Annotated in this window: 10 protein-coding genes; 8 read left to right on the top strand and 2 right to left on the bottom strand. The window is 66.0% G+C overall.

The features are described 5' to 3' along the window. Window positions 1-98: 98 nt before the first annotated feature. The 8 genes from AC1VVM_RS06665 to AC1VVM_RS06700 all read left to right on the top strand — a co-directional run bounded on the left by AC1VVM_RS06665 (window position 99) and on the right by AC1VVM_RS06700 (window position 9,138). Window positions 99-1,127: a flagellar motor switch protein FliG gene (locus tag AC1VVM_RS06665; RefSeq protein WP_482905161.1), complete on the top strand. Its 1,029-nt coding sequence runs from the start codon at window positions 99-101 to the stop codon at window positions 1,125-1,127. A gap of 56 nt (window positions 1,128-1,183) precedes the next feature. Next, the gene (locus AC1VVM_RS06670; protein ID WP_482956172.1) at window positions 1,184-1,993 is read left to right on the top strand and encodes a FliH/SctL family protein; all 810 of its coding nucleotides are present in this window, start codon (window positions 1,184-1,186) and stop codon (window positions 1,991-1,993) included. Window positions 1,994-2,087: 94 nt separating this feature from the next. Continuing rightward, window positions 2,088-3,698, top strand: a complete 1,611-nt coding sequence (gene fliF / locus AC1VVM_RS06675; protein WP_482956173.1) for a flagellar basal-body MS-ring/collar protein FliF — start codon at window positions 2,088-2,090, stop codon at window positions 3,696-3,698. An 11-nt stretch (window positions 3,699-3,709) separates the two neighbouring features. Continuing rightward, entirely contained in the window at window positions 3,710-4,072 is a 363-nt protein-coding gene (fliN, locus tag AC1VVM_RS06680) for a flagellar motor switch protein FliN (protein ID WP_132388772.1), read from the top strand. Beyond that, window positions 4,069-4,575, top strand: a complete 507-nt coding sequence (locus tag AC1VVM_RS06685; protein ID WP_132388774.1) for a helix-turn-helix domain-containing protein — start codon at window positions 4,069-4,071, stop codon at window positions 4,573-4,575. Before fliN ends, AC1VVM_RS06685 begins: the two co-directional genes overlap by 4 nt. Window positions 4,576-4,676: 101 nt before the next feature. Continuing rightward, on the top strand, window positions 4,677-6,773 hold the full coding sequence (flhA, locus tag AC1VVM_RS06690) for a flagellar biosynthesis protein FlhA (protein WP_482956174.1): 2,097 nt from the start codon (window positions 4,677-4,679) through the stop codon (window positions 6,771-6,773). 82 nt (window positions 6,774-6,855) lie between these two features. After that, on the top strand, window positions 6,856-8,445 hold the full coding sequence (locus tag AC1VVM_RS06695) for a flagellar hook-length control protein FliK (protein WP_482956175.1): 1,590 nt from the start codon (window positions 6,856-6,858) through the stop codon (window positions 8,443-8,445). A 12-nt stretch (window positions 8,446-8,457) separates the two neighbouring features. Then, window positions 8,458-9,138, top strand: a complete 681-nt coding sequence (locus tag AC1VVM_RS06700; protein WP_132388780.1) for a flagellar hook assembly protein FlgD — start codon at window positions 8,458-8,460, stop codon at window positions 9,136-9,138. A gap of 196 nt (window positions 9,139-9,334) precedes the next feature. On the opposite strand, the gene AC1VVM_RS06705 is transcribed toward AC1VVM_RS06700, so the two are convergent. Continuing rightward, window positions 9,335-9,613: a hypothetical protein gene (locus AC1VVM_RS06705; RefSeq protein WP_482956176.1), complete on the bottom strand. Its 279-nt coding sequence runs from the start codon at window positions 9,611-9,613 to the stop codon at window positions 9,335-9,337. A 482-nt stretch (window positions 9,614-10,095) separates the two neighbouring features. Next, window positions 10,096-12,489, bottom strand: coding sequence for an HAD family hydrolase (locus AC1VVM_RS06710; RefSeq protein WP_482956177.1), 2,394 nt, complete (start codon window positions 12,487-12,489; stop codon window positions 10,096-10,098). Between the last annotated feature and the right edge of the window lie 77 nt (window positions 12,490-12,566).

Consider the following 12,566-nt stretch of genomic DNA (forward strand, 5'->3'; position numbering starts at 1 on the left):
CGGGCTTCGCACCCGCCCACTATCATCCTATAAGATAGACGGTTGCATTCGCCGACAGGTCGGTATTGCGGACTTTTTTGGGGATGAAAGACGTGACGATGATGGCCGCCATCGGCGAACCACCCGAGCTGAAGAAGTATTCGGGAATTCAACGCGCTGCCGCGTTGATGCTGTCGCTTGGGCACGAGCAGGGCGGTCCGATCTGGGAACAGCTGACGACCGAGGAAATAAAGGAGCTTTCGGCAACTATCGCCCAGCTCGGCCGCGTGCCTTCGGTGGTGGTCGAGCACCTGCTGGTGCAGTTCTCCGGCGAAGTTTCCAGCATGGCCTCGCTCCACGGCTCGTTCGAGAGCACGGAGCGGCTGCTGGAGGGAATTCTCCCGGTCGACAAGGTCAAGGAGATCATGGAGGATATCCGCGGTCCGTCCGGCCGCACGATGTGGGACAAGCTGTCCAACGTCAGCGAAGCCGTGCTCGCGGGGTACCTCAAGAACGAATATCCGCAGACCGTGGCGGTGATCCTGCACAAGCTGCGCCCCGATCACGCCGCGCGCGTGCTGGCCGAACTGCCGCGCGATTTCGCCACCGATGTGGTCATGCGCATGCTGCGGATGGACACGGTGCAGAAGGACGTGCTGGTCCAGGTGGAGCAGACGCTGAAGAGCGAGTTCATGACCAATCTCTCGCGCGCGCAGCGCCGCGATCCCCACGAGATGATGGCAGAGCTGTTCAACGCGCTCGACCGTTCGACCGAAGAGGCCATGTTGGGCGAGCTGGACGAAAAGGCACCGGAATCGGCCGAACGCATCCGCGCGCTGATGTTCACGTTCGAGGATCTGGCCAACCTGTTGCCCGGCGCGATCCAGACGATCGTGCGCAATTGCAACAAGCGCGAGCTGGCGCTGGCGCTCAAGGGCGCGCCGGACGACATGAAGAAGGTGTTCTTCAACGCCATGACCGAACGTGCCGCCAAGCTGATGCGCGACGACATGGCCGCGATGGGCCCCGTGCGCGCGCGCGAATGCGAAGAAGCGCAGACCGCGCTGGTGCGTCTGGCCAAGTCGCTTGGAGATCGCGGCGAGATCATGCTGGTCGATCCCAAGAGCGATGATGCGATGATTTACTGAGACTTAGCAGTTCGTTAACGATAAGTGAGAGCGGATTCGCGCCAATGGAGATGGCCATGAGCATTCAGCCCTTCGGCTTCGACAGGGTCTTCCGCTTTTCCTCGGCGGAGGCTGAGGAAAAGGAAGGCGGCGAAGCGCTGCACGAGGAACTGGCGGCAATGGAGGCGCGTATCGAACGGATGCGTGAAGACCATGCCGCCGAACTCGCCCGCGCGCGCGCCGACGGTTTCGAGGCCGGGCTGGCGCAGGCGCGCCACGAACGCGATGCCGCGCTGCTCGCCGCGACCGACGCGCTCCATGCCGGGCTTGACGACGTGGCCCGCCGTTTCGACGAAGTGACCGATCTGGTCGCGCGCGAGGCGGCCTCGGTCGCGCTGCTCGCTGCCGAGATGCTGGCCGGCCATGCCGTTTCGCTGGAACCCGCGCGCGCCATTGACGAGGCGCTGTCCCGCGCGCTCGAACAAGTCGCGCGCAGCACCCAGATCACGGTGCGCGTCCATCCCTCGATGCGCGAACTGGTCGAACATGTCGTGGCCGCGCGTCAGGCGGCAGAACGCCGGACGCTTCAGGTGCTGGTGGTCGAAGATCCGGCCGTCTCGCCCGCCGATGCCCGCATCGGCTGGGTCGAGGGTGGTCTTGGCGTCGATGCCGGTGCGCGCCGCGCGGCGGTGCTGGCCGAACTGGCCGGTCTGCTCGGCCCGGGACGCGATGCGCCGGTGCTGGCTGCGGTGGAAACCCGGAGCGAAGTGGCAGAAGTGTCGGAAATGGCGGAAGATGTCGGTTCCGAAGCTGCCGAACACGGCTTTGAAGCAGCCCATCCGGACACCGATCATGGGCAGATTTCGGGGCTCGACGCCGCCGCGTAAACTTTTCCGGCGACCGGCAAGAGTTGCCTAGTCTCTTATCCTATAATGAGCGTGAGCGAAGCCAGGGGGGCCTCGCCGGGATTAAGAGGCGATCTTGAACGCGTTGCGCAACTTTATCGAGCAGATAGGCCTGCGCCGGGCCCTGCTGATGGGGGGCGTGGCCCTCGCAATGCTCGGGGGGCTCGCCTGGATGGCGCTGCGCACGCCCGCGAGCGAGATGGGCTACCTCTACTCCGATCTCGATCCCGCCGCTGCCCAGTCGATCACCGAAAAGCTGAAGGCGCAAAACGTGCCCTTCCAGCTTTCGGCCGATGGCAGCGCGGTCATGGCCCCGGTGGACAAGCTGGCCGAGCTGCGGATGTCGCTGGCCGGTGAACAGCTTGGCGGCAAGATCGGTTACGAAGTGCTCGATTCCGAGGAGCCTTTCGGGGTTTCCTCCTCGCGCGCCAAGCTCAACGAAACCCGCGCGATCGAAGGCGAACTCGCCCGCTCGATCGAGACGGTGGAGAAAGTGAGCAAGGCCCGCGTCCACATCGTCATGCCCGAGCGCGCGATGTTCGAGACCGAACCGCGCAAGGCCAGCGCCGCCGTGACCGTGAAGACGATGGGCCGCCTGCCGAACGAGACGGTGCAGGCGATCCGTTATCTCGTGTCCTCCTCGGTCCCCGATCTCACGCCCGATGCGGTGTCGATCGTCGATCAGACCGGTGCGCTGTTGGCGCGCGCGGGCGATGCCGGGGCCGGTGGCTCGGGCGATCTCGAAGAGCGCCAGTCGGCTATCGAGGGACGTCTGCGCGACGAGATCGAGGCGATGCTTGCGCCGATCGTCGGCCAGGGCAAGGTGCGCGCCGAAGTCGCCGCCGTGCTGGAACGCGATCAGGTCCGCGAGGAATCGGAATCCTACGATCCCGACAAGCAGGTCGTCGCGCATCAGGTCACGGTCGAATCGAACGACCAGAACGACGAGAACGGCGCCAGCGCACAGGGCGCTTCCGTGAGCACGCAGCTTCCCGACAACCAGGCCAATATTGCCGGCAGCGGCGGCAGCAACCGCCGCGCCGCCCGCAACGAGACCTCGGAAGATACCACTTACCAGAACAGCCGCACCCAGAAGGTCGCGGTGCGCAATCCCGGCCAGCTCAGCCGCCTGACCGTGGCCGTGATGGTGGACGGTGGGCCGCAGGGCCTGCCTGCCCCGCAGATCCAGCGCCTGCAGCGACTGGTCGAGAACGCGGTGGGCTTCGATGCCTCGCGCGGGGACAGCGTGGTCGTGGAGAACATGGCGTTCAACGCGCCGCAGGATGTCGATGGCGCGTCCGCCGGTCTGCCGTTCGGCCTGACCTGGGACCGTCTGTTCGACGTGTTCAAGATCGTGCTTGTCGGCGGTATCGTCCTGATCGGCCTGCGCATGCTGAAGCCCAAGCTGATGCCGCCGCCGCCGCTGCTTGAAGGCGTGGTCGAACCGCGTCTGGCCGATGGCGAGATGCTGTCGCTGGGCGAACGCGCGGCCGACGGCGATCCCGATGCGCTGCGCCGCCTTGAAGAGCTGCGCGGAGAGAATGGCGAGCCGCTGCTCGATCAGGAAATCGCGCTGGCTCAGGTCGATGGCCGCATCAAGCTCTCCGCCTTGCGCCGCATCGGTGATGCCATCTCCTCCAGTCCCGCCGAATCCGCTTCGGTGATCCGCCAATGGATGAACAGTTGAAAGGCCCCCGCATGAGCGACGACCTCGAACCCCGCCAGCTCGCCCCGGCGTTCCTGAACGACGACGATGCGCCTGCCGGTGATTTCACCGAAGCCCGCCCCTGGACCCCGCGTCCCGAGACGCCGCCGACGCCCGACGATCTTCAGGCCGTGTTCGACGTGCCGGTGAAAGTGCAGGCCGTGCTCGGCCGCTCGCGGATGGACATCGGCGATCTGCTGCGGCTCAAGCCCGGCATGGTGGTCGAACTCGACCGCCGCGTGGGTGAGCCGGTGGACATCTTCGTCAACAACCGCCTGATTGCGCGCGGCGAAGTGGTGCTGATCGACAGCACGCTGGGCGTGACGCTCACCGAGATCGTGAGGCAGGACGGATGATACCGTCCGGCAAATCCGACGCGGTTGTCGATCCCGGCCCCGAACCCGGAACCGAGCTGAGCGCCGAGGCGCCACCTGCCGATGCCACCCGGCTCATGCTGGTCGGAGAGCTGGGCACGGCGATGGGGCTGGCGGTGGAGATGGTGCGCGGCTCGGCCGCCAGCATCGCGGTCGGCACGGCCGGCGGCGCGATCCGCGAGACCTGGCGCTGCGGCGGCGATGTCGCGGTGATCGAATTCGCGGTAGACCTGCCCGACGTGATGGCGCGCCTGCGCGGCGAAAGGCCGGGCAAGCTGGTGTTCCGCCGCGCGGTCAGCGGGCTGGTCGGTCACAGCATCGACCATGTCGAGCGCGAGCTGATCCTCCAGACGCTGGAACGCTGCGCGGGCAACCGCACCAGCGCGGCGTCGATGCTCGGCATTTCGGTGCGCACCATGCGCAACAAGCTGCGCACCTTCCTGGCCGACGGGCAAGTGCTGCCGCCGGGGCTGGTCCGCCACTAGCGGCCGCCCGCGGTGCCACTTCAGTTCCGCCCATCCTGTCGTGATGCTGCCGGGCGCCGTCCGGTCCGCTTCCAACCGCCGTCCATATATCGGGTAACGCGATGAAAGCCCTTGTCCTTCCCAGGCTAGACCAGTTGATGGCGCGATTGGGCCCCAGCCGCGATCTTGCGCTGGCGCTCGGCGTCACGGCGATCATCGCCATGCTCATCCTGCCGATGCCCGGCTGGATGCTCGACATGGGCCTTGCCCTCTCGATCACCGCCTCGGTGTTGATCCTGATGACGGCGCTGTTCATCGAAAAGCCGCTCCAGCTTTCCAGCTTCCCGACGATCCTGCTGATCGTGACGATGCTGCGGCTTGGCCTCAACCTCGCTTCCACCCGCCTGATCCTCGGCCACGGGCATGAGGGGCACCATGCGGCGGGCGGCGTGATCGCGGCCTTCGGCGAGTTCCTGATGGGCGGCGAGACCGTCATCGGCCTCACCATCTTCGCGATCCTCGTCGTCATCAACTTCGTGGTCATCACCAAGGGTGCGGGCCGCATCGCCGAAGTGGCGGCGCGCTTCAGCCTCGATGCCATGCCCGGCAAGCAGATGGCGATCGACGCCGATCTCAACGCCGGCACCATCACCGAGGCGCAGGCCCGCGAACGCCGCGCCGAGATCGAGGCCGAGAGCGGCTTCTACGGCGCCATGGACGGTGCCTCCAAGTTCGTGAAGGGCGATGCCGTCGCCGGCCTGCTGATCACCGCGATCAACATCGTCGTCGGCCTCATCATCGGCGTGGCCATCCACGGCGTGCCGTTCAGCGAAGCCTTCAAGACTTACACGATCCTCACGGTCGGCGACGGCCTTGTCAGCCAGATCCCGGCGCTGATCGTCTCGACGGCGGCGGGCCTGCTGGTTTCGAAGGGCGGCGTCACCGGCAAGACCGGCGCGGCGCTGGGCGAGCAGCTTGGCCGCTATCCCAAGGCCTTCGGCATCGTGGCCGCGCTGATGGGCACGCTGTCGCTGATGCCCGGCCTGCCGTTCATCCCCTTCGCCACGCTGGCCGGGCTCTGCGGCTGGGCGGCCTGGACGATGACCAAGAAGGCCGAAGCTGAAGTCGTGCGCGAGCGGATCGAAGCCGCGCAGAACAAGCAGCGCGAGGCGGCGCAGGCGGAAGAGCCGATCGCCCGCACGCTCGCCATCGACGCGCTGCGCATCGAATTGGGCTACGGACTGCTGCCGCTCATCAACGATGCCAGCGCCGAGCCGCGTCTGGACGATCAGGTCAAGGCGCTGCGCCGCCAGATGGCGATCGATTTCGGCTTCGTGCTGCCCGCCGTCCGCATTCTCGACAACATGGCGCTCCAGCCCAACGAATATATCGTCTTCGTCAAGGAGACCGAGATCGCGCGCGGCGAACTGCGCATCGGCAAGCTGCTCGTCATCAATGCGGCGGGCGGCGAGACGGGCCTGCGCGGCGAGCCGACCAAGGAGCCGGTGTTCCAGCTTCCGGCGCTGTGGATCGACCGCGAGATGCGCGAGGAAGCGGGTTTCCGCGGCCTCACCGTGGTCGACTGCGGCACTATCGTCACCACCCACCTGACCGAGATCGTCAAGGACAACATCGCCGACCTGCTCTCCTATACCGAGACGCAGAAGCTGCTGAGCGAAGTCCACAAGGAAACCGAGAAGCTGATCGCGGACCTGATCCCGGCCAAGATCTCGATCTCGGGCGTGCAGCGGATCCTGCAGAACCTGCTTTCGGAAAGCGTCTCTATCCGCGACGTGCCGACAATCCTCGAAGGCATCGCGGAATCGACCGCGATGACCAACAATCTGACGCAAGTGACCGAGCATGTACGCGCCCGTCTTGCCCGCCAGATCTCGGCCCAGCAGACATTCGACGGGATGATCCCCATCGTCACGCTGGGCGGCGAATGGGACGAGGCCTTCGGCGAGGCCATCGTCGGGCAGGGCGACGACCGCCATCTGGCCATGGCGCCCTCCAGCCTGCAAGCCTTCATTGCCGCCGTGCGCGAGTCCTACGACCGCTTCGCCGCGCAGGGCGAGATCCCGTGCCTGCTCACCAGCCCGCCGCTGCGGCCTTTCGTCCGCTCGATCATCGAGCGCGTGCGCCCGGCGACCGTGGTGCTCTCGCAAAACGAGATCCACCCGCGCGCGCGTCTGCGCAGCCTCGGCACGATCGGGTGAGGGGAGGGCCTTTCGACCGGAAAGGCGCAAACCGCTCTATTATAGGAAGTAGCCGGTCGACGCCGGCGCAGGGTAGCGACACATGACAGTTTCCATCAATCCCGCGTTTCCGATGGCCGCACCCGCTGCGAGCGCTGCCAGCGCGCCCCGTCCGGCCGACAACGCGGCGGGCGGCGATGATGGCAAGGCCTCTTCGTTCGGAACGATGGTCGACCACGCGGCCGACGATAACGACAGCCGCCCGGCGTCCAGTCGCCCGGTAAAAAGCGACCGGCCTGCCAAGGCGGCTCAGTCCAAATCTGATTCCCCTGCAAAGTCCGGTTCCACGGCGTCCAAGGATGCGGCCTCCGGGAAGGACGATGCGGCCACGCAAGCCGCCCCGGCCGAGACGGCAACCGCCGATGTCGCTGCCGATACGCTGGCGGCCGCCGAGGAAACGGTGCCCGCTATCGAGACCGTACCTGCTGAAGATGCGGGCGCGGCGCTGACGCCGGACCCCGCCGCGACATTGGTTCAGAACGGCGCGCAGGCTGCGACGCCGCTCGCGGCCAAGCCGATGAACATGGCCTCGCACAAGGCCGCGCCCGGGAAGCAGGCGGCACTGGCATTGGCCGGAGCCGCCGAGCCCGCCGCCGCCGCTGATGCGGCACCTGCCGAAACCACCGGCACCGGTGATGCCAAGGCGGGCGAAACCGCAGAGCCGGGCAAGACCGATGACCGCGCCCGTTCCGCCGATGCGGACGATCAGACCGTGCCGCTGCCGATCCTGCCGCAGGCCGGTGCCCAACTGGCCGCCACGACGCCCACCTCTGCCACCACGGCGCAAGCGGCTCTGACCGGCGCGCCACAGGCTGTAGCCGGGAACACGGCCGACGCTTCGGAGGGCAAGGACGCCAAGGGCAAGGTCGAAGGCGGTCCCGCTGTCACGCTCGCCTCGGCAGCATCCGCGCGCGGACCCGCAAAGCAGGCAGCGTTCGGTGCCACGACCGAGGCAACCGGTACGGGAAGCGGTACGAGCACCAGCACCAGCACGGGGCACGCTGCGGGAGGCGCCGCTGCGACCACTCATGACGCCGGTTTGGCGACTGCCGATCCGGCTCCGGCGAACGGTTCGACATTGTCGGCCCCGGTGCTGTCGCAGACATTCGCAGCCGCTGTGAGCCGTCCGGCGGCGCTGCCTTATCCTGCCGCCGCGCAGAATGCCGCGCAGTCCGCGACGGTGACCGTGCGCGAGGGACAGTTCGGCACCGACATGGGCGTGCAAATCGCCCGCGCGCTGGACAAGGGCGGCAACGACCTCCTGATCAAGCTGGACCCGCGCGACATGGGCCGCATCGATGTGCGCCTCTCGTTCGACCATCAGGGCGTCCTGCGCGCGGTCATGTCGGCGGACACCACCACTGCCACCGACATGCTCCGCCGTGAAAGCACCGATCTCAACCGCGCGCTGGCCGATGCCGGGATCCGTGCCGACAGCCAGTCGCTGCGTTTCGATACGCGCGCCGGCGGTCAGGGCATGGGGCAGGGCGCCGGTCAGGGCAATGGCCAGAGCGGCAGTCAGGGCGGTCAGCGCTGGCAGGGCCAGCAGGCCCAATCGGATGGATTCAGCGGGGGCGACGACCCGGCCTACCGGTCGCTCAGGAGCAGCGGCCACGTCGATCTCATGGCATAGGACACCAGCAGCATGACCACGATCTCGAACACTTCGTCCTCAAGCGGCTCGTCCTCGACGACCGATCCGACTGCGGCCTCCACCACGAGCCTGCTGTCGGACTACAACCTGTTCCTCAAGCTGCTGACCACGCAGATGACCAACCAGGATCCGCTCAACCCGACCGACACCTCGGAATATACGCAGCAGCTGGTGCAGTATTCGCAGGTGGAGCAGTCGATCCAGCAGAACTCGAAGCTGAGCGACATCCTCACCCAGCTCAGCTCGCAGGACATGGCGCAGGCTTCCAGCTTCATCGGCAAGGAAGCGCGCTTCGATTCCCCGGTGGCGGGTCTGGGCGACGATCCGGCGCACTGGACGTATTATGTGGATGGCACGCCCACGGCGGTCACCGCGACGATCTCCGATTCTAACGGCAAGGTCGTCCAGACGGTCACGCTCGATCCCACCGCGCAGGGCACTTACGAGTGGGACGGTACCCAGGCCGACGGCACCAAGGCGGCGAACGGCGCCTATACGCTGGCGGTCACCGCAACCGATGCGGCGGGCGACACGCTCGATACGACGATCAACTCGGTGGCGAAGGTCTCCGACGTGGTGACGGATGGTTCGACGATCATGCTGGGCGTCAACGGCATCCGCATGTCGGTCGACGGGCTGGTGGCAATCGCCGCGTCCGGCACCAACATCTGATGCCCGCCGGCGGCGACGGGGCTGGCGGGCCCCGTCGCCGCATTGGCGTTCAAGATGGGTGGAGGCTGTTCGACAGCATATAGGCAGCGCCGTCGCGGCGCACATCTACCAGCCCGGTTTGCGACCCTCGGGCTTCGTATCTATCAAGGCCGGCGTTGCCCAACGCCGGCCTTGATCGTGTCTGTAGCGGGCGACGTCAGCGCGATGCGGTCATCGCCACAAGGTCTGCGCCATCGTCGGTTCCCTCATTGCCGAGCGCCACATCAAGGCGTGTGCAACCGGGCACATGCTCGGGCAGCGCCAACACCATGAGGCAATCGGCGATCGACGGATCATCGGCAGGGCCGATCATCTCGGCGACATCATCCTCGCAAATTCCGGGTTGAGCCAGACAGCGCAATGCGGCTGCCTGCCAGAGCTTGCCAGGAGAATCGACTCTCAGTTTGAGAGAGAACCAGTATTCGATCTGCGACATTGCATAACAGTCGATGTTTTCCACGCGCCCCGAAGGTAAATTTTTCGTCATTATACTCTCAAGAATACATCCCGCTGTGCTTGATGTGTCCGCGCCCCTCGGACCCTGGGAGTGTTTGATCATCACGAATGACCAATGGCTTTCGTATACTACGCAACCAACTAAGGGATTTCCCTTATGGGTTTTATGAGGGGGGTGGCGGCGTTAAAAATGTATATTTTATGGATGGTTATCCCCGCATATGGGGGTTTTTCCCTATATCGTTACCGACCCGAAAATTACGCCCCGCAGACCGTTTCGGAGCGTCGCCCCTAACGACCGGGCGTGACCGATATATGACCGCCGGGCGGGAGAGCCCGGCATGGCTTCTTGTCCGGAAGGTATACACGACAAGACGCCCGCCGCGTGTGCGACGGGCGTCTTGTCATTCGCCTCGGGAAGGCTGTCCGGCGCCTGCCCGAAAGGGCGGCGCCGGATCTCGATCAGGCCGCTTGGCGGTTCGCGCGGGCCTGCGCTTCCGACCGGGTGACGATAGGGCGGAAGACAAGGTTCAGCAGCATCTGCTCATCGCTGGCGACGGCAGGCACGACCATGAAGCCCTGCGGCCCGTCGATCCGGTAGAGGCCCGGCGAGAGTTCCTCCATGCCGTCGGTTGCCACGGTCGCGGGGGTAACGTCCTCGTCGGTCAGGGCCTTGACCGGCTGCACGCTGATTTCCTCGAACTGCACGTATTCGAACAGGCGGCCAAGGAACACGCCGATCGAGTACTGACCCATGCCGATGGGAATGATGGCGCGGAAATAGCCATCGGCGGTGCGGTGGGCGCCCACCGTCTGGGCCGCGGAATCGCCGCCGCCATAGACCTGGATGGGCAGTTCCAGCGCCTCGATATCGATATCGCCCTTTGCGAAATCGAGATTGAAGCGGCGGATGCCGAAGATCGACAGGTTCAGCGGCAGGCCGAACTGCTGAAGCTCGCCCGGCAGGTACATGCGTTCGGCATGGCGCGTGTAGAAGAAGCCGCGCCGGCGGATGCTCTGCTGGGCGCCTTCAAGGTCGGACATCTGGATCAGGTCGTCGACGCCGAAGTTGGCGTCGTGGCTGAACGTCTTCAGCAGTTCGACTTCCTGGTCGATCGGCATCGTCACCAGCCGGCCGATCACGCCCATGGCAGCCATGCGGCGGCTTTCGGCATTGTCCGAGCGGGGCGGTTTGACGAAGGCCGAGCCGATGCCGCGCAGGAACACGAGGCAGGCCTCCTGCGCCAGTTCGCGGCATTCGCTCTGCGCCTGATCGACGTTCACGGCATCGCGGATCGCGGTGCCATCGGCCTGGTAGTCGACGGCGGAGCCGATCGACATCGTGCAGAACTGCTCGACCACGGCGATGGAACTGAACAGGGTCGACAGCACGTTGTAATCGTAGTGGCGCGTGTCGAAGTAGCCCTTCTTGTCGAGACCGGAGGGCGTGTTTTCGCGCAGCAGGAGATAGCGGCCCACGACCTCCAGCCCCATGCCTTTGCGCAGGCGCGGTTCGGCGGCGTTCTGGACCGATCCGTTATAGCCAAGGTCGATCATCATGACCGCGTCGTCCTGCTCGACGCCGAGATTGCGCAAATGCTGGAACATGCGCTCGCCCAATGCGGCGGAGCGCTTCAGGATCCTGGCGATATTGACGGGCTGGAGCACGCGCGCGCCGAAGCCTTCAAGGGGCTTGCCTTGCAGCAGCTTCTCGATCTCGCGATCGTCGAAGAGCAGTTGGCGCAGGCAGATCTTCGCCTTGGCGAGCGTCTTTTCGACATTGGGTGACAGCCACGGGGCCATGAATTCGCGGATCGCCGCCTCGTCGACGAAGCTGGCGGCGACGGCGATCACGCGGCTGATCGCCGGTTCGGCCACGCGGTCTGCCCAGTCGGGATAGAGCGCGCTGAAGGCGCGGGCGGGCAAGTGTCCGTCGCGCTGGAGGAACAGCAGCTTCACGCGCCGGCCGGTGGCGCGCTCCATCGCCTCGGCCTCGTCGCGGACCCACGAAGCGAAGCCGTGCATCAGCGGGCCGAGCACGTCATGGCCGAACGCTGTGGTTGGATCGCCATCGGTGCGCATCGCGATCTGCGCGCGGTGCGGCTGGTAGACCGGGACGGTTACGCGCGTGGCCGGATCGATCATGCTGGCGGCGGCGGCTTCCATGCGCAGGCGCTGCTGGGCCTGCGTATCGAACTGCGTCAGATGCATGCTCGGGATGCCGAGCAGTCGCGGCGCTTCGAGGTCGGCGATCAGGTTGTCGCCGATGTGCAGCATCTGCTGCGGCCGGATGCCGAGCGCCTTGAGCACCGGCTTGAACAGGCCGCCCGCCTTGCCGACGCCATATTCGCAGGAGCAGAAGATGCGGTCGATCATCGCGGCAAGATCGGCACCGCCCACTTCGGCGATCAGATTGCGCAGGCGCGGTTCGGACAGATAGGTGTCGGACACGATCACGACCTTGAGGCCGCGCCGCTTGGCGTCGACGATCAGGTCGCGCGTCGGCCCGAAAGCGAAGCAGTGGCGCGACTCGGCGTCCAGTTCGGCTTGCACCATCGCCGCGCGTTCTTCCTTGCTGTGGCGGGGCAGCAGTTCGGCGTGGATCTCGTCTAGCGTGACTTCGTACCGGCCCTGCGTATGCGGCGCATTCATGCGGGCGCGCGATTCGGCCTGCTGACGCGGCACCAGCGCGCCGCCGGTGACCGGCAGATCGGCGAACAGATCGTACGGAGCCTGCGTGTTGCGCCAGATCAGCGTGTCGAAACAGTCGAGTGAGAGATGGGTGATCGGCAGGTCCGCCGGCAGCGCGTCCAGGAAATTGGGCAGGGCCGCAGCGCGGATGGAGTTTGTGGACATGGCATCCCTCGGGAAATGGACGGAAGGCGGATCGAGGCCGATGCGCGGCCATGCCTAAATATAGAGGGAAACGAAGG

It is taken from the genome of Novosphingobium sp. BL-S-33, assembly GCF_056857025.1.